This window comes from Amycolatopsis minnesotensis, from assembly GCF_039529815.1.
GTDB classification, from domain to species: Bacteria; Actinomycetota; Actinomycetes; order Mycobacteriales; family Pseudonocardiaceae; genus Amycolatopsis; species Amycolatopsis minnesotensis.
In genome coordinates this window covers 177,033-195,275 of sequence record NZ_BAAANN010000010.1, presented here as the reverse complement: position 1 = coordinate 195,275, position 18,243 = coordinate 177,033, and the positions used below count along the sequence as shown (strand labels likewise).

Annotated in this window: 12 protein-coding genes; 7 read left to right on the top strand and 5 right to left on the bottom strand. The window is 70.2% G+C overall.

The features are described from left to right. Window positions 1–43 precede the first annotated feature (43 nt). From ABD256_RS14945 to ABD256_RS14935, 3 genes are all read right to left on the bottom strand, one after another. The gene (locus ABD256_RS14945) at window positions 44–1,540 is read right to left on the bottom strand and encodes a type 1 periplasmic-binding domain-containing protein (protein WP_344418020.1); all 1,497 of its coding nucleotides are present in this window, start codon (window positions 1,538–1,540) and stop codon (window positions 44–46) included. Then, entirely contained in the window at window positions 1,537–3,540 is a 2,004-nt protein-coding gene (locus ABD256_RS14940; protein ID WP_344418018.1) for a hypothetical protein, read from the bottom strand. The genes ABD256_RS14945 and ABD256_RS14940 overlap by 4 nt, the downstream gene beginning before the upstream one ends. 1,028 nt (window positions 3,541–4,568) lie before the next feature. Then, window positions 4,569–6,656 carry a M28 family peptidase gene (locus tag ABD256_RS14935; protein WP_344418016.1) on the bottom strand — a complete coding sequence of 696 codons (2,088 nt, stop codon included), beginning with the start codon at window positions 6,654–6,656 and terminating at the stop codon, window positions 4,569–4,571. A 274-nt stretch (window positions 6,657–6,930) separates the two neighbouring features. Here ABD256_RS14935 and ABD256_RS14930 point away from each other — a divergent pair, with 274 nt between their 5' ends. The 5 genes from ABD256_RS14930 to ABD256_RS14910 all read left to right on the top strand — a co-directional run bounded on the left by ABD256_RS14930 (window position 6,931) and on the right by ABD256_RS14910 (window position 15,302). Then, window positions 6,931–8,688, top strand: a complete 1,758-nt coding sequence (locus tag ABD256_RS14930; protein WP_344418014.1) for a glycosyl hydrolase family 18 protein — start codon at window positions 6,931–6,933, stop codon at window positions 8,686–8,688. A 97-nt stretch (window positions 8,689–8,785) separates the two neighbouring features. Further along, window positions 8,786–12,073, top strand: a complete 3,288-nt coding sequence (locus ABD256_RS14925) for a molybdopterin-dependent oxidoreductase (protein WP_344418012.1) — start codon at window positions 8,786–8,788, stop codon at window positions 12,071–12,073. A gap of 675 nt (window positions 12,074–12,748) precedes the next feature. Beyond that, window positions 12,749–13,186, top strand: coding sequence for a DoxX family protein (locus ABD256_RS14920; RefSeq protein ID WP_344418010.1), 438 nt, complete (start codon window positions 12,749–12,751; stop codon window positions 13,184–13,186). A gap of 187 nt (window positions 13,187–13,373) precedes the next feature. Beyond that, window positions 13,374–14,516 carry a VanZ family protein gene (locus tag ABD256_RS14915; RefSeq protein WP_344418007.1) on the top strand — a complete coding sequence of 381 codons (1,143 nt, stop codon included), beginning with the start codon at window positions 13,374–13,376 and terminating at the stop codon, window positions 14,514–14,516. A 135-nt stretch (window positions 14,517–14,651) separates the two neighbouring features. Beyond that, on the top strand, window positions 14,652–15,302 hold the full coding sequence (locus ABD256_RS14910; RefSeq protein WP_344418005.1) for a DUF998 domain-containing protein: 651 nt from the start codon (window positions 14,652–14,654) through the stop codon (window positions 15,300–15,302). Window positions 15,303–15,342: 40 nt separating this feature from the next. Here ABD256_RS14910 and ABD256_RS14905 read toward each other — a convergent pair whose 3' ends face one another. Further along, window positions 15,343–16,185, bottom strand: coding sequence for an alpha/beta fold hydrolase (locus ABD256_RS14905; protein WP_344418003.1), 843 nt, complete (start codon window positions 16,183–16,185; stop codon window positions 15,343–15,345). Window positions 16,186–16,260: 75 nt separating this feature from the next. Here ABD256_RS14905 and ABD256_RS14900 point away from each other — a divergent pair, with 75 nt between their 5' ends. Then, window positions 16,261–16,857 (top strand): TetR/AcrR family transcriptional regulator, encoded by a 597-nt coding sequence (locus ABD256_RS14900; protein ID WP_344418002.1) that lies wholly within the window; start codon window positions 16,261–16,263, stop codon window positions 16,855–16,857. 60 nt (window positions 16,858–16,917) lie between these two features. On the opposite strand, the gene ABD256_RS14895 is transcribed toward ABD256_RS14900, so the two are convergent. Next, complete coding sequence (locus ABD256_RS14895; protein WP_344418000.1) at window positions 16,918–17,697, bottom strand: BPL-N domain-containing protein; 780 nt, start codon at window positions 17,695–17,697, stop codon at window positions 16,918–16,920. 214 nt (window positions 17,698–17,911) lie between these two features. On the opposite strand from ABD256_RS14895, the gene ABD256_RS14890 reads away from it, so the two are divergent. Continuing rightward, a complete protein-coding gene (locus ABD256_RS14890) occupies window positions 17,912–18,235 on the top strand; it encodes a twin-arginine translocase TatA/TatE family subunit (protein ID WP_344417998.1) in 324 nt (107 codons plus the stop codon). The last annotated feature ends 8 nt before the right edge of the window (window positions 18,236–18,243 follow it).

Genomic DNA, 18,243 nt, shown 5'->3' with positions numbered 1-18,243 from the left:
GGCGCCCCTCCCGGCGAGCTGCTCGCGCGGTCGGGCTGGTGCGTCAGCCGCCCGGCGTGGAAAGCTGCAGGAATTCGGGTGTGTCGTCGAGGCGCACCCGCAGGATCGGCACCGCCTTGTTCACCGGGTCGCCGCGGTCGTCGAACGAGATCATGCCGCTGGCGCCGGGGACCGCGAACCGGTCGTGCAGGCGGTTTTTCGCCTGCAACACGTCTTCGGCGGTCACCTGCGCCGGCGAAACCCTCGGGATGCCGCGGATGGCCCACACGACGGTGAGCACGGCGTCGTGCGCGAGGATCGCGATGCCGTCGTCGAGCCGCTCCTTCGGGAAGACGGCTTCGAAGCAGTCCGTGCAGGCCGTCTCGTGGAAGCTCGCGACGGCGGCGGGGTTGAACGCCTTGGGCTCGGCCGTCCATGCCTGGGGATGCGCGAGACCCGGCGCGATCACGGTGACGTTGGCCTGCAGGCCGCGCCGCATCTCCTGACCCGGCGGCCCGACCAGCGCGAGGTCCCCGGTCAGCACGGTGATGTGCCTGTCGAGGCACGGCCGCTGCGCGAGCTGGGCGACGAAGGACACCAGGTGGTCCTCGCGCCCGGCGAAGTACACCACGTCCGGTGCGGCGCCGCAGATGTTCGGCATCATCTGCAGGAAGGTGTTCTCGATCCCCGGAAGGCTGGAGTCGTAGGCCTCGGTCCTGCCGACGATCCGGTGCGCGTCGTCGGCGAACTTCGACGTGAACCCGCTCGCCAGCGTCTTCGGGTACAGGTCGCCCGCGTTCTGGTCCTGCACGATCGTCGCCGTGCGCGCCGCCGGCTTCACGAAGTTCGCGGTCGCCATGCCGTAGGTGGAGCTGGTGGGCGAGACCCGCAGGAACCCGGGTATCTCGGAGAACTCCTCCGCCGCGAGGTGGGAGGCGACCACCGGGATCTTGTGGTCGGAGAGCTTGCGGATCGCGTCGCGCGCGGTGTCGAGGCTCAGCCCGATCCCGGTGACCGCGACCAGGTGCTCGGTGGCCACCCTGCCGAGCAGGTCGTCCACCACCGGCTCCCACTGCTTGAGCTGGCTGCCCGGGTTCGCCAGCAGCAGCCGCACCTGCGGCAGGCTGCCCCAGGACTGGGTGGTGTTCGCGCGGTGCTGTGCGATGTAGGCGCCTTCGAGCTGGTGGCGTACCCATTCGCGGGACAGGATGTCGTGCTCGGTCAGCGTCATCGGGAGGAAGACGGCGATGGTGACGAACGGCTTTCCCGAAGCGGCCACCGCGTCGTTTTCGGCGTGGATGCGCTGTTCCACGTTCGCGAGATCGGGCGAGAACACGAAGGAACCGTCCGTCGGACCCGTGCATTCGGAGTGCTCGCCGCGCTCGCGCACCGCGCCGTCGCAGGTGAGCCTCGCCTCGCTGATCGCGGGGACGACCACGAAGGCCGCCACCAGCGCCACCGACACCGACAGTATGCCGCCGGAGAGCCACAGCCATTTCGACCAGGTGGGACGCGGCGGGGTGATCCTGCCGTCCTCGCCCTTCCGGTCCTTGCCGATCATCGGTACCGCTCCGCGCGTTCGTGCAACAGCATCGACCCTCGTCCTCTGCCCTGCGCCAGGTGGTGGAATGTGCTTTCGATGGTGGAGTCCAGCGTCTTCCCCGGATCGCCGAGCGGGTCGCGCGAGATCCACAGCGCGACGACCAGCCAGGCCAGGGTGGTCTCCAGCTCGTCGTCGAACTCGTGGACGAGGTGCTGGACCTGGTGGTACGGGTCGGCGTCCTTGTCCAGCCGGTTCGGGGCCGCGGTGATCACGTCGAGCTCGGCCAGCCACGCTTCGGCGGCGGGCACGTCGAACTCGGCGTGCCTGGCGTCGAAGGGCCTGCGCAGGTGCACGATCGTCTCCCCCACGTTCTCCAGCGCGAGGTCGTGATAGCGGGCGGCGACGATCCGCCCGTTCTTCTCGTAGAAGTCCCGGCACCGGGTGTGCACCTCGACCCAGCTCAGCGGGTGGTCCTCGGCGCGGGAAGCCAGTTCCTGCAACAGAACCCGGCGCAGCCACGGGTGCAGCACGTACTGCGGCGACTCGCCCGGTTCGGCGCGCAGCCACAGGTGTTCGCCGAGCGCCTTGAACAGCGCGCCCTCGCCCATCGGGTTGCGGAGGTCGAGGATCTCCTTGTGGAACAGCATTTCCACGTCGATCGCCGCGCTCGCGGTGACCAGGTCCTGCCGGTTCGCCTCGGAGAAGTCCTGCAGCAGGTAGTCGTGGATCTCGGCGAGCAGCGTCGTTTCGCGCCCGTCGCCGCCGGGCACCCCGGTCTGCAGCGCACCTCGGAGCAGCGCGGGATTCGCGGAGTCGTAGCGGTGGGCGACCTTGGCCACCACCTCGGTGATCGCCCGGGGGTGACCGTCGGTGAGGCGGTGCAGGAACCGCGGCAGCCGGGACGCCGGGTGGATGTCGTACCCGGCCGCGATGTCCATAGTGTCCTCTTTGGACAGCGTGCCCAGCTCGACCAGGTACCAGGGATACCAGCGGTTTTCCAGCGGCCCCGGGGTTTCGGACCAGTCCTCCTCCACATCGGACGGCCGGCGGGGCGCCGGCCGGTCGAGTCCGTTCGTCCGGTGGGTGGTGGGCCTTGTCGGCTCCCGGTCGCCGGTGTGGTGCGCGGTGAGCAGCGTCCAGCTCTCGTTCCAGTCCGGGTTCCAGGTCCGGCTGGTCGCGACGACGGCGAGCGGATCCGCCTCGTCGGGACAGCGGCGGCGCGCTTCGTCCAGCGCGCGCAGGAACGACCTGCCGCCGGGGGTGTGCGCGTTGTCCAGCAGTACCAAGCTGTTCAGCGTCCGGCGCGCGCGGTTGATCCCGGAGTAATCGCGCCGGAGATCGGCGAGGAAGGCGTCGCAGAAAGTGGCGTCGACCCCCGCGCGGTCCTCCTCGTCGCCCTGCGCGTGCTTGGCGATCTCGATCAGGAAGTCCTCGTGGTTGCCCGCCCCGGACGGGATCGTCTTGATCTTTCCGATGAGGCGGCGGCGGTCGTACCAGCTGAGCCCGCGCAGCAGCAGATCCGTCGCCTCGTTCCAGCCGGGCAGGCTCCGTCCTGATGCGACTCCGCCGGCGAGCTTGACGACGTCGACGATGGCTTCGCGGTTGTGCTCCAGCGGCTGGTTCTGCGCCAGCAGTTCGCGCAGTCTTCGCAGCGCGGCCCGCCGGTCGCCGACCTCCACCGGCGCGCCCAGCACGAGCATGCACAACCAGAGGCGGGGGAAGGCGAGCCTGCCGAATTGCCGCCAGTGCCTGCCGAGATCGAAGGCGAGGTGGCCGAGCAGTTCTCTCGGCTGGACGTTTTCCCAGTCGTGCCTTTCGAAATCCACGTGCGCGTGCGGGATGTCCTCGCAGCGGGTGGCCAGTTCGGTGAGCAGTGCCGTCTTGCCGGTGCCCCGTGCGCCGAGTGCGACCACGACGGGCAGTGCCCGGTTTTCCCCGCCGGGACGGGAAAGGAGTTCTTCGACGAGTCCGCCGGTGATGGCGCGCAGACCGGACAGCGGATGCGCATCGATGGGCATCGTCCCCCTTCGTCCGTGCGGCGCTGAGCCCCCTGCCGCGGTGATTTCGGTGCGCCAACTATAGACAGCCGATCGCGCGGGACGCACCGAACGCCGTGGCACATAGCGCTAAATGGCCGCTAACGGCCAGCACGGCACGACGGTTTCCGGCCTGCGCGGGGCAGGGGAGCGTTCCCGTTCGAGCGGGCGAAGGTAACCGATATGGCCCCTTGTTTCCGGGCGAATCGGCGACCGGGAGCGCCGATCATCCCTCGCCCGGCGGCCGGGGTACCGCCGAACGGGTCAGCTCTCGGCCTTCTGCGTGCCTTATCCGCGGTGGCCCGAAATCAGGGCCGGGCGCGGAAAGTGGGCCACTGTCTCAATAGGGCCACGAATTCCCCCGGCGCGCCGATCCGCGGATTCCCGGGGGTGGCGGGCGCGGGTGCGCGCGTGCCCCGAAGTCGGCTTTCGGGGACTCTGACGCCGCGATCTCGCTCTTCGCGGCAGTTCTCGGCGTGGGTGCACCTGCTGCGTTGCCGTGCTCATGCCCTGAAGGACGCCTTCGCGGCATCAGATTCCCCGAAGGCTCCCTTCGGGGCATGAGTTCGGGAAGGGGAGAGAGGTGTGAGCTTGGGGAGTCGGGTGCGTTTCCTGGGGGTGCCTTCGCGGACATCCGACACGGCGACGCTGAGCTCTGAAGGACGCCTTGGGGGAATGTGATGCCGTGAAGGGCGCCTTCAGGGCATCGGCTTCGGCATGTTCCGCGCCGTGAGGGGCGAGAATGTGGCGTCAGAGCCCCCCAAGGTGCCCTTCATGGACCACGCGGGCGAGCCCGGCGCACTCGCACCTCGGCCACCCACCTCACCGGAATCGACGCGCGGATGCCCTGAAGGTGACCTTCGGGGGCCTACTTGCCCCCGAAGGTCACCTTCGGGGCACAAGCATCGCCATGGTGCGCGTCGCGAGGGCCGGGAACGCGGCGTTGGATTCCCTGAAGGCGCCCTTCAGGGAATCCAACGCGAGGCGATCCGACGCGAGGCAGCCCAGGGTCACCAGCCGGCGGCGGAGACGACGGCGGCCGCCTTGCGCAGTGACGCGTCGAACGAGGCGGCGGCTGTCGCCGCCTCGGCCGGGTTGTGCCGTTCCAGCACGGCGTCGTGCAGTCCTGGCAGGAGCTGCGTGCCGTACCCCGCGTTGATCCCCGGCGCGTAGACCTGGTGCCGGTACCACGGGCGGCCCGGGAGCCCGGCGTCGGTGAGCAACTGCCGTTCGGTGGCCGAGTAGAGCCTGCTGGCGATGGCGTACCGGATCCCGTCGATCGGGCCGCCGCCCTTCGCGAGCAGCTTGGCCACCCTGTCCTCGGCCGCCTTGGCCGCGCGCTGCCACTGCGCCGCACTGCCCTTCAGTCCCGAAACGTCCACAGTGGACTGCTGCTTGCCGAACGCGGTCAGGTACTGGCCGGTTTCCGCGGCGTAGTCGCTGTAGTACATGGGCAGCACGTCCGCGTTCGCGAGCCGGAGCGTGGTCAGCCCGACCGCCTGCGCGGTGGCCACGTGGTACTGCCACGTCGGGTCGATGTAGTGGTCCTCCATCCAGAAGTTGTCGCACGAGCAGTGGTAGTTGCCGCTGTCGGTACCGGACCCGATGTTCGCCGACGGCACGCCGAAGCGGTCGAAGAACGCCGTGTAGTCCGATCCGCTGCCGAGCCGGGAAATCGGCGGGACACCGCCGCCGTGGTCGGCGGCCCACGCGTCGTACGCGGAGCCCTTCGTGCCCGGCCACGGCACGTCCTTGGCGACCTGGCGGATGGTCCGGTCCAGCGAGGGCGTGCCCGCGGCGCCGAACTGCTTGCCGCCGGCGCCGTCCATGTTCAGGTAGGTCACCGCGCCCTGGAGCCGTTCACCCAGCTGTTCGGCGTATTCGGTGGACCCGAACAGCCCGTACTCCTCGCCGTCCCAGCTGGCGAGCGTGATCGACCGTTCGGGCCGCCAGCCGGTCTTGAGCAGCGCGCCGATGCCACGGCCGATCTGCAGCATCGCTTCGGTGCCCGAGAGATTGTCGTCGCTGCCGTAGGTCCACGAGTCGCGGTGCGCGCCGACGTAGACGGTCTGGTCGGGCTGGCTGCGGCCCGGCACGGTCGCGGTGACGTCCCACAGCGGCTTCGTCTCGTAGGCGATGTCGAGGTTGACGCGCACGGTCGTCGGCCCCGGCCCGAAGTGGTACGGGAACGGCAGCCCGCCCTGGAAGTTCGCCGGTACCTGCGGCCCGCCGAGCGCTTTGAGCAGCGGTTCGGCGGCCGCGTAGGAGATCGGCGTGGTCGGGATCGGGGCGATGTTCGAATCCTTGGGGTCGATCCTTGGCGCGTCCTTCGTCGACGCCCAGCCGGGGGTCAGCGGGTCGCCGCCGTACTGCATGAGCTGCTGGACGCTGCCGCGCTGGATGCCGTCGGGGTTGCGCCACGGCCCGTTCGGGTAGACCGGCCCGTTGGTGTTGCCGTCGTCCTTCGGATCGGAGTAGATGAGCACGGCCTTCGCGCCGTGCTCGGCGGCCAGCTTGCTCTTCACCCCGCGGAAGTTCGCGCCGTAGCGGGTGAGCACCACCTTGCCCTCGACGCTGATGCCGCGCTTGGCCAGCTCGGCGAAGTCCTCGGGCGTGCCGTAGTTCGCGTAGACGACCGGCGCGGTGACGTCGCCGGACGGGGACAGCGCGTTGTAGCCGACGACCACGTTGCCGCAGTCCGTTTCGACCGCGAGGCAGGGTTCCTTGTTGGGCAGGGTGATTCGCTGCGGCGAGGTCATCGTGACCTCGATGCGCCGGGGTACCGACTGGTAGACGTGGTAGGTGTGCACCTGCGGCCGCAGGCCGTAGGACCGCAGGTAGTCGACCACCTTCCGCATCCGCTTGTAGCCGCCCGGTGTCGAGACGAGCCCTGTCTCGTGCGCGAGGTCGCGGTCGAGCTCACGGGCGACGGCAGGGGAGAGGACCCCGGAGAACTTCTGTTCGGCCGCCCGCTGTTCGGCCGAATGCTTCGGCGTGAATCCGAGAATCGTTTCCGGCGCCGCGTCCGCGGTCGCGGCAGCGAACGAAACCGACAGGGCAACGGTGGCGAGCACCGCGCCGATTCCCTTGGCGCGCATCACAGTCGCTCTTCGATAAGCTGGTCTTGGGCCGACATTGCCACATCAAACGACATTCCCATATTAGACGACGCGAATCGATTGCGCGCAATGGCAACTATGCGTGCACGAATTTCGTCACGATGCGCGCATGGCGGACCGGCCCGACTTTGGTCGTCGGCCGGTTGGCCGCATCCCTTGACACGGCAGTGGTCTAGTCCAATTCTGGATCCGCACGGCGCCGTGGCCGGTCGAGGCCCCGGCGCGTTCTCCCTCTTTTGGTCCTGGAGCGCACATGCGTGGGTACAGACCGACCCGGAAACCCCTCAGATTGCTGACCGCCGCCGCCGTCACCGCCGTCACCGCCGTCACGGCCGGGCTCGCCGTCACCGGCGCCGGGCAGGCGCAGGCGGCCACCGCACTTCCACCGCACGTCTTCGCGCCGTACTTCGAGGCGTGGACCGGCGACAGCCCGGCCGCGCTCGCGCAGCAGTCGGGCGCCAAGCACCTCACCATGGCCTTCCTGCAGGCCGCGACGAAGGGCTCCTGCACCGCGTACTGGAACGGCGACTCGGGCATGCCGATCGGGCAGGGCACCTTCGGCGCCGACATCGACACCATCCAGGCGCGCGGCGGCGACGTCATCCCGTCCTTCGGCGGCTACACCGCGACCAACACCGGCACCGAGATCGCGGACAGCTGCACCAATGTGGACTCGATCGCGTCGGTGTTCGAAAACGTGATCACCACCTACGACATCCCTCGGATCGATCTGGACATCGAGGACAATTCGCTGACGAACACGGCGGGGATCGACCGCCGGAACAAGGCGATCAAGAAGGTGCAGGACTGGGCGGCGTCGAACGGCCGCTCGGTGCAGTTCTCCTACACCCTGCCCACGACGACGCACGGGCTCGGCGACTCCGGGCTGGCCGTGCTGCGCAACGCGGTGTCCAACGGCGCGCGCGTCGACGTGGTCAACCTGATGACCTTCGACTACTACGACGACGCCGCGCACAACATGGCCGAGGACACCAAGACCGCGGCCACCGGGCTGGTCTCGCAGCTCGCCGCGCTGTACCCGGGCAAGACGCAGGCGCAGCTGTGGGCGATGGTCGGGGTCACCGAGATGATCGGCATCGACGACTACGGCCCCGCGGAGACCTTCACCACCGCCGACGGGCCCGTGGTCTACGACTGGGCGGTGTCGAAGGGGATCAACACGCTGTCGTTCTGGGCGTTGCAGCGCGACAACGGCGGCTGCCCCGGTACCAAGGGCTCCGACAGCTGCTCGGGAATCCAGCAGGACACCTGGCAGTTCAGCAAGACCTTCGCCCCGTTCACCGGCGGTGGGGGCCAGCCCGCCGACGACTTCTCGGTCGCGGTGAACCCGTCGTCGGGGGCGGTGGATCCCGGCGGCTCGGTCACCCCGACCGTCGCCACCGCGCTGACCAACGGCGCGGCCCAGCAGGTGACGTTCAGCGTCAGCGGGGCCCCGGCAGGGGTGAGCGCCTCGGTGAACCCCGCGACGGTCACCACGGGCGCGAAGGCGACGCTGTCGGTCTCGACCACAACGGCCGCGGCACCGGGCACCTACCCGATCACGGTGACCGGCACGGGCAAGGGCACCACCCACACCGCCACCTACCTGCTCACCGTCAACGGCGCGAACCCCGGTGGCTCCGTGGTCAACGGCGGGCTGGAAACCGGCGCGCTGACCCCGTGGGTCGGTGAGGCCGCGGTGGTCGGCAGCCCGGCGCACTCGGGCACGCACGCGCTGCAGCTCTCCGCGACCGGTTCGCAGACCGGTGAAGTCCGCCAGAACGTGGCGTTGCAGCCGAACCACGCGTACACGCTCAAGGCGTGGGTGCAGGGCAACTACGCCTACCTCGGCGTGACGGGCGGCGCCAGCGCGAGCACGTGGACGTCGTCGAGCGGCTGGACCCAGCTGACCGTGCCGTTCACCACCGGCGCCTCGGGCGCGGTCACCGTGTTCGCGCACGGCTGGTACGGCCAGGGCTCGGTCTACGCCGACGACTTCACCATCACCTGAACCACCCTCCGGCGCGGGCGTGGTTTCCGGGCGGGGTGCGCGCACCCCGCCCGGAAACCCGTGTTCGGGGCAAGAGCCGGTAGGTACCGTGGCAGGTATGGGTGTTCAGCGGGTTCCCGGCTACTGCACGCTTTGCAAGTCGCACTGCGGTTCCGTTTCGGTGGTCGACGGCGCCCGCCTGCTGGCGGTCGAGCCGCTCGACGGGCATCCGAGCGGCGGCGCGCTGTGCGCGAAGGGCAGGGCGATGCCCGAGCTGGTCGCCAGCCAGAAGCGGCTGCTGCACCCGCTGAAGCGGACGAACCCGAAGGACGCCGACGACCCCGGCTGGGCGCCGGTGAGCTGGGACGAGGCGCTCGACGAGATCGCGGCCAGGCTCGCGGAGATCCGCGCGGAGAGCGGGCCGGAGTCGGTCGCGTTCGCGGTGACGACGCCGAGCGGCACGCCGATGGTCGACGGCAGCGACTGGGTGAACCGGTTCGTGCACTCCTTCGGCAGCCCCAACATCGTCTACGCCACCGAGATCTGCGGGTGGCACAAGAACTTCGCGCACGCGTTCACCTTCGGCAAGGGCATCGGGACGCCGGACTACCGCGCCGCCGAGCTGATCATCCTGTGGGGCCACAACCCCGCGCGCACCTGGCTCGCCCAGGCCAGCGCGATCGCCGAGGCCCGTCGTGACGGCGCGAAGGTGGTGGTCGTCGACCCGAAGCGCGGCGGGAGCGGGCAGCAGGCCGACCAGTGGCTGCGCATCCGGCCCGGTGCCGACGCGGCGCTCGCGCTCGGCGCGGTGAATCACCTGATCGGCGGCGAATCCTACGACGCGGACTTCGTCCGGTCCTGGACCAACGGGCCGCTCCTCGTCGACGAGGAGAACGGGGAGGTGGTGCGGGAGGGCGGCGATTTCCTGGTGTGGGACAACGCTTCCGGGGCACCACGGCGCTACGACACGAGCCGGGCGCTGAGCGCGCCGGGCGAGGCCGCGCTGCACGGCCGGTTCCGGCTGCCCGACGGCAGGGCGGTGCGGCCCGCCTTCGACCTGCTCGCCGCGCACGTGGCCGAATGGACGCCCGCCAAGGTCGCCGAGACCACCTGGATCGATCTCGCCGAGGTCAATGCCTTCTACGCGATGCTCGCGAAGTACCGGCGGGTCGCCTACTACTCGTGGACCGGGGTCGGCCAGCACACCAACGCCACGCAGACCGAACGCGCGATGAGCGTGCTGTACGCGCTGCTCGGCAGCTACGACCGCGCCGGTGGCATCCGCTGGCTGGACAAGCACCGGCCGAACCCGCTCTCGGACTTCACCGCGCTGCCCGCCGGACTGCGGGAGAGGGCGCTCGGCAAGCGGGAAATGCCGCTCGGCCCGCCGGCGCAGGGGCACGTGACCGCGCGGGACTTCCGCCGCGCCGTGCTGGACGGCGAGCCGTACCGGGTGCGCGCGATGATCGGGTTCGGCGCGAACATGGTGGTCTCGCAGGGTTCAGCCGGCGAGAACCGCAGGGCGTTGCGGGCACTGGAGTTCCAGGTGCAGTGCGACCTGTTCGAGAACCCCACCGCGGCGACCGCGGACTTCCTGCTGCCGGTGTGCGCCCCGCCGGAGCGGGACGGCCTGATGATCGGCTTCGACCACAGCGCGGACGGTGAGGAACTGGTCCAGCTCCGGCCGCGGATGATCCCGCCGGCCGGAGAGTCCCGTTCGGACCACGACATCGTCGCCGGGCTCGCCGCACGGCTCGGCATGGACTTCTTCGGCGGCGACCTGGACGCGGGCCGGAACCACCAGCTCGCCCCGCTCGGCCTCACGGTGGAGCGGCTCCGGGCGAACCCCGGCGGGATCCGGGTGCCGATCACCCAGCGGGAGCGGAAGTACGCGACCGAGCGGCCCGACGGCACGGTGACCGGGTTCGACACCGAAACCCGCCGCGTCGAGCTGTACTCGGGCCTGCTGCTGCGGCACGGCCAGCCCGCGCTGCCCACCTTCGTCGAACCGGATCGCATCGCGCCCGGTGACGAAGCGTTCCCGTACGTGCTGACCACCGCGAAGAACGGCCACTTCACGCACTCGTCGCTGCGCTCGCTCGCTTCGCTGCGGCGCCGTTCGCCCGATCCCGGTATCGACATCAGCCCGGTGCTCGCGGCCGAGCGCGGTCTCGCGGAAGGGGACTGGGCGGTCGTCCGCACGCCGGACGGGGAGGCGCGGCTGCGCGTGCGGCTGGACGACACGCTCGACCACAGGGTGGTGATCGCCGAGCACGGCTGGTGGGACGACCAGGCCCCGCTCGCCACGCCCGGCCTCGCCGCGCTGGGGCGGCGGACCAGCAACATCAACGCCGCGCTGTCCGACCGCAGGCGCGATCCGATCAGCGGGTCGGTGCCGTTGCGGGCGGTCGCGTGCGACCTGGCCAGGGACCCCGAGGCCTCGGCGGGCAACTGGGCGGGCTGGCGGGCGTTCGTGGTCACCGGGCGGACCCCGGTGGAGAACGGCGCGCTGTCGCTGACCCTGCGGCCTGCCGACGGCGGCGCGCTGCCCGAGTTCCGGCCCGGTCAGAACGTGCCGGTCAGGGCGCCGGAGCTCGGCACCCAGCGCGCGTACTCGTTGACGAACGGGTCCGGTGACCTCCGCATCGCGGTGAAGAACATCGGCGGCCGGATGTCGGCGCACCTGCACACGGCGGGGGAGGCGGTGCTGGAGCTGAAGGCGCCGACCGGCACGTTCACCCCGCCCGTCGGCGGGAACCGCACCGTGCTCTGCGTCGGCGGCGGGATCGGGATCACGCCGTTCCTCGGGTACCTGGAGACCCTTGCCGAGGGCAGGCCGGTGCCGCCGGCGGTACGCGTGGTCTACACCCATCGCGCCGAGCAGGGGGACACCCCGATCGCGGACCGCCTCGCCGAACTGGCCGGTCGCCTGCCCGGCGTCGAGCTGACCCGGCACGTGACCGGCGCGCGCACCGGCCGGTTCACCGCCGCCGCGCTCGACGGCGAGTTCCTCGCCACCAGGCCGCTGGTCTACCTGTGCGGGCCCGCGGCGATGATGGCGGAGCTGACCGACCAGCTCGCCGAGCGCGGCATCGACCGGTTCGACGTCTTCGGCGAGGAGTTCTTCACCGAGGTGGAAGTGCCGGAAACCCTGGCGCCCGCCACCGTGCGATTCGCCCGCTCCGGCAGGGAGATCGTGTGGACCCCCGAGTCCGGCACCCTGCTCGACGCGGCCGAGTCCGCGGGCATCCGGCTCGGCAGCGGCTGCCGCACCGGGGTGTGCGAATCCTGCCGCGTCGAAGTGCGGCGCGGTGAGATCACCCACCTGTCCGCGGTGGACAACGTGGCGGGCAGTTGCCTGACCTGCCAGGCGATCCCGCTGTCCGATGTGGACCTGGACGCCTAGGCGCGCCTTCTCCGGTTCGGTGCCTGGCGCGGTGCCGAGGTAGCCCCGTCCCGGGATGACCGCGCGGCTTCGCCGGGGTGCGGTGGTGAATTCCCAATCCGGGGGACCGCTTGCGCGGCAACAGATTTTATGCCGTGTCGCGATTGTATCGTATTATCATTCATTTTCCGGTGATCGGGCTGCGTGGTTCGTTCCGCGGAAACCGGCGTTGGTTACCAACGACGTGGCGCGCGCCAAGGGCTGGCAGTTTCCCACGATGCGCCGGATGGCCGCAGGAAACGTTCCTTGCATATCGAAACTATTTGGGCGACTGTGCCGCCCGGCCCCGCACCAGCGGGTTTGGTGCTCTCGTGCGGTGGCGAGCTTTTCGAACACGGCGGTAATCCACCGGTAACACCCCGGCAAGACGGGACGGTCAGTGAGCACCCTCCGTAGCGAAATCTCAATAATCCGACGAGAATTTCAAGGAGTCACCCGAAATCGGCGGGTACCCACCTTCGAAGGTGGTACTGTCGCCGCAATCCCGGTATAAAGGTCCGCACCGGTCGACTGGTCTGGACCACTACGCTCTCTGGTTCACCCGGTCGGCTCGGCGGAGAAGTCACGTGCTCACCGCTCCTGCTCGGTGTCTCGTCGTGCCGCCCGGCGGGACACAGCGTCCTTTGTGGAGGAATCATGTACCGGCTCGACTCGGCCCGCGATCACGTGCTCGGACTCTTTCGCATCGTCGTCGGCTTCCTGTTCGCCTGTCATGGCCTGAAGACGCTGTTCGGGGTTCTCGGCGCCAAGGCCCCCGCGGTCGTCGGCACCTGGCCGGGCTGGTGGGCGGCGCTCATCCAGCTCGTGGGCGGTGCGCTCGTCCTGCTCGGCATCGGGACGCGGGTCGCCGCGCTGATCTGCTCCGGTTCCATGGCCTACGCCTACTTCAGCGCCCACCTCCCCGACGGGTGGCTGCCCATCGGCAACGGCGGCGAGCCCGCGGTCCTGTTCTGCTGGGCGTTCCTGCTCATCGTGTTCACCGGGCCGGGGCGGTTCGCGCTGAGTTCGCTGGTGGTCCCGTCGCGGGCGCGGGCCGAGACGCCGCCGGTGTCCGCGACGCACTCAGTCGAGTGACGGCGCTCCCGGCGGCGGAGCCCTTCGAGTAGCCGGCTGATCCAGGACGGCGAAAATGAATTCCCGGCGAACGGGCTGCCCGTCGGCGGCCCGTTCGCCGCGCGCTTTTCCCAGTTCACACCGCATTGCGGGGGGAAAACCGCTCCGGTGCCGATCACCCGTCGCAGGCGCGGTAGGCTCGGACAACATGATCGACCGGGAAACCCCTGCCATAATCGCCTTTCTCGGTGGTGGCGTACTCGCCCTGCTGCTGGCCGTCCCGTACATCGCCTGGAGCTACCGGCGCCGCGGGGAATTCGGTCTCGGGCACATGGTGCTCGCGCTCGGGTGCCTGGTGTACGCGCTGGCGCTGTGGACCTACACCTTGCTGCCGGTACCCGACACCACGCCCGAGTGGTGCGCGCGGCACGCCACCGAGCCGCAGTTGCGGCCGTTCCAGTTCCTTGCCGACATCGGCAAGGAAGCGGACGGTGCGCGCTCGCTGCTCGACAACAGCGCGCTGCAGCAGGTGGTGCTCAACATCGCGCTGTTCGTGCCGCTCGGGATGTTCGGCAGGCACCTGTTCCGGGGAAAGCCGCTGGTCGTGGTGGCGGCGGGGTTCGCCATGTCCCTGTTCATCGAATGCACCCAGCTCACCGGGGTCTGGGGGCTCTTCGGCTGCTCGTACCGGTTGTTCGACGTGGACGACCTGCTGGTGAACACCACCGGCGCGGTCGTCGGCGTGGTGATGGCGCCGATACTCCGCCTCGTGCCGGGGCAGCGGGTCCGGCTCGCCCCCACCGAGCCGCGCCCGGTCACGATGCGGCGGCGGTTGCTGGGATCCTTCCTCGACCTGCTCTTCGTGACCCTGTTCGCGGGCGTGCTGATGGCCGTGCGCGTTCTCGTGACCCTGATCGACCACCCCGAGGTCCATGCCGATCCGGATCTCGACTGGCTGCTGGGCTACGCGATCCCGATCGCCACGCTCCTGCTGTTCGTGCCGCTGGCCGGTCGCGGCGCGACCATGGGGCAGCGGATCGTGATGCTCGCCCCGGTCGGCCCCGACGGCGGCCCGCCGAGTTCGTGGCGGCTGCTGCTGCGGTTCGCCGGTGGCACCGGGGGATACTTCACGCTCGTGATGTGCGGCTGGAACTACGCCGCGGCCTTGCTCATCTTCGCCAGTTTCGTGCTGATGTGGCGTCCCCGCGATCACCGCGGCCTGAGCGGGCTGGTCTCCGGCTTGCGGGTGATCGACGCCCGCGCTCGCCGCTCCCCGGCGGACGAGAGCGCCGACGCCCCCGAAGAGGACGCCCCCGAAGAGGACGCGCGCGAGGGTCTCGTCCGCGACTGATCGAGGCGACCGGATGGCCGTCAGCTCACGAGAACCTCACGATGTGCTTTCGTTTTCCTGAAGGGACTTCAGCACCGGGAGGCCACCTGCCGATGGATACGGAGACGGTCCCCCCGCGCTGCCCCGGAGGTGGTCATGACCCAGGCGACCGCACGCCCGCACGACACCCTCGTCCACTCGTACCTCTTCCTCCGCAGGGCGATCGGCGTCATCGGCGTCGCGCTGCCGTTCGTGCTCGTGCTCGGGAAGGTTCTCGTCGACGGTGGCGGGCTGCTCAATTCGATCAGCGGCTACTACCACACGGACATGCGGGACGTCTTCGTCGGCGCCATGGTGGCGACCGGGGTGTTCCTCCTGTCCTACCGCGGCTACGACCGGCTCGACGAGATCACCGGTGACATCGCGGCCGTCGCGGCCGTCGGCCTCGCCGTGTGCCCGGTCGCGCCCGCGGACCCCACCGGCACGGACCGGCTGCTCGGCACGCTGCACCTGGTGTTCGCCGCGACCTTCTTCCTGGCGCTGGCCTTCTTCTGCCTGGTCCTGTTCACCAGGACGGACAAGACGGATCCGACCGCGCGCAAGGCGCAGCGCAACTTCGTCTACGTCTTCACCGGGTGGACGATCGTCATCTGCCTCGTGCTCATCGTGGTGTGCGGCGCGTTCCTCTCCGCGGAGGTCGCGTCCCTGCACCCGGCGCTGTGGCTGGAAGCGATCGCGGTACTGGCGTTCGGGTTCGCCTGGCTGACCAAGGGTGAGGCGATCCTGCGCGACCTGCCGCAAGACTGACCGCTCGCCGGTTAGAAAACCCTTGGCGGACAAGGGTTTCCTAACCGGCGGGGGAGTCGGCTCCGGTGTCGGCGAGGAATTTCACCAGTGCGTCGGCGAGGTTTCGCGGCTGGTCCTCCGGGATCAGCGTCGAGGTGTCGGCGATCTCGACAAGCCTGCCCAGTGGCAGCAGCTCCGCCAGCCTGCGGCCGTGCTCGGCCGGCATCATCCGGTCGTCGGCCGCCCACACGACGAGCGCGGGCCGGTCGAACTCGCGCAGGCGTTCGCTCCAGTCGAGCAGCACCGCGCGAGAAGGGGCCGAGGTCGCGAACTTGGCCAGGTCGCGGCGGATCTCCTTGCTGCGCGTAGCCGGGGCGAACCAGTCGTCGAGCACGTCGCCGGGGATGCCGTGCTTGCTCAGCTCGCCGTACTTGTGGCGGAACGGCTTCGTGCCAAGGAGCTTGGTCAACAGCCAGGGGCCGCCGGGGACCCGGCACAGCGCCGCCAACGGCCTCGCCGGTTTCGGCGGGAAGTTGTCGAAGGCCTCGCAGGCCACCATGACGAGCCTGCCGACCCGCTGCGCCCTGCCTTCGGAGATCAGGAACTGCGGCCCGCCCCAGTCGTTCATGATCAGCGTGACGTCGGTCAGGCCGAGGCGTTCCAGCAGTTCCGCGAGCAGGAGCGCCTGCCCGCGCTGGGAAAGGTCGGCGTCGGCCTTCATCGGCTGCCGGTGGGCGCCGAGCGGCAGCGTCGGCAGCACGCAGCGGTAGCCGGGGAGCAGCGGCAGCACCTTGCGCCACTGCGACTCGTTCATCGGGAAGCCGTGCGTGAACACCAGCACCGGTCCGGTGCCCCCGGTGTCGACGTAGTCGATCGGTCCCGCGGACAGTTCGATCCTCGGCATCACGCCTCCACTGGATAGATCGTTCTACTGAATTAGGGTAGGGTGCCGGCAGGGCGTTGTCGAGGAGGCGAACACGTGGCGAGCGGGCAGGCCGGTGGCCAGGACACCAGGACGAGGGTGCTGGAGGCCGCGGGGCAGCTCTTCCGCCGCCAGGGGTACACCGGCACGGGGCTCAAGCAGATCGCCGCCGAATCCCGTGCGCCGTTCGGCTCGATCTACCACTTCTTCCCCGGCGGTAAGGAACAGCTCGCCGACGACGTCATCCGCGTTTCCGGCCCCGAGTACGGACAGCTTGTGCTGTCGCTGCTGAACGGCGTCCCCGACCCGCTCGAGGCGCTCGACTCCGCGTTCCGGATGGCCGCCGAGCGACTGGCGGCCACCGATTACGCGGACGCCTGCCCGATCGCCACCATCGCGCTGGAAGTGGCGAGTACCAACGAAACACTGCGCACCGCCACCGCGGACGTCTTCGCAGGCTGGATCGCCGGGGCGACGGCGTGGTTCGGCCGCTTCGTTCCCGACGAGGAGCGGGCGAAGACGTTGGCGTACGCCATGATCAGCATGCTCGAAGGCGCGTTCGTGCTCGCCAGGGCGGCGAGGAGCGGGGAGCCGCTGCTCGCCGCGGGGCGGTCGATCGCCGATCTCGCGCGTGCCGCGATGAACGAGGGGTAGGCCCTGCCGGCGCTCGGATCAGTCCACTTCGGACGGTAGCCCGCGCCTTCTTCCGTTGTGTCAGGCCCGCATCAGAGCGTCGACGAGATCGTGACCGGGACCGGGGTCGACACCGGCCGGATTGCGCAGACCGGCGTCGGCGTACCAGTCGGCGGTGGCTTCCGGGTGCGGGCCCACCACGGCCACCCGTCCGGCGCCGTGCGGCGCGACCACCGCGGCGGTCAGCGCGTTCGGGTACTTCGCGAGCACGGTGCCGCCGGGGGAGCCGGTGAAGTACGGCCCGTCCTGGAAGTACAGGTAGCGGGTGCGGCCACGCCAGTCGACGGGGACCACCGTGTCGTCCTCGGATTCGACCGTGGCGCCGGGGGAGTCGATGTAGCGCGCGGCGTCTCCGGTCAGCAGGCCGAAACCGGGGCTCTTCCCCGCCAGGTAGCCGCCGAGGCAGAACCCGAGGTAGCGCCCGCCGCCGGCCACGTACCGCCGGATGTCGCCGGCGTACCCGCGCACGTGCCGGTACGCCTCGGCGAGCCCGCCGCCGCCGGGCTGCGCGTAGAGCGCCGCACCGCGCAGCGTTTCCGCGGTGACCTCGATCGGCTCACGCGGGCCCGCGAAGCGGACCTCGAAGGACCACGACGATTCGCGGAGCAGCTTCGCGACGGACTCGGCGCAGTCCCGGTTCGTCGCGGGCCCGCGGTAGACCACCGCCACCGGGGCAGGCGGCTCGGCGGCACCGGCGCTCGCGGAACCGCCCGGGCCCGGCTCGCCCGAGCACCCCAGCAGCGCGCCGCCGGCCAGCGCTCCCGCGCTGCCGAGCAGCCACCGACGCGAAACAGCCCGCATAGCCCGCTTTCCCGGAATCGGAACGGTCGTGCACGACCCGCTCGACGGTACGCGAGATGAGCCGCCGCGTTGGTCCGCTTCGGGCGTCGTGCGGGGAATCGTCCGCTGTTTTTCGCTCGTTCGGGGTGCCCCCGCGTGACGTTGATCGCGTGCACGGACCGTCGCCGGGCGGAGTCCTTACGATGAACGCATCGGGCTCATCGGGAGGGGTGGCATGTTCGGCCTCAGCGTGGAGCATCTGCTGATCCTCCTGGTCGCCGCGTTGTTCATCCTCGGGCCGGAACGGCTGCCCGAAGCGGCGCACTGGCTGGCGCAGGCGGTGCGCAGGACGCGCGAGTTCGCCACCGGTGCGCGCGAGCAGGTCCGCGCCGAGCTGGCCACGGAACTGGGGGAGCTGCGCAAACCGCTGGAAGACCTGCGGGCGCTGCGGGACCTGGACCCGAAGGCGGCGCTGGGCCGGTACCTGATGGCCGAGGCACCCGGCCCCGTCAGCGAAGTCCGGAGTGGACGGTCACCGATCGACCCGGACGCCACCTGAACTTCCTT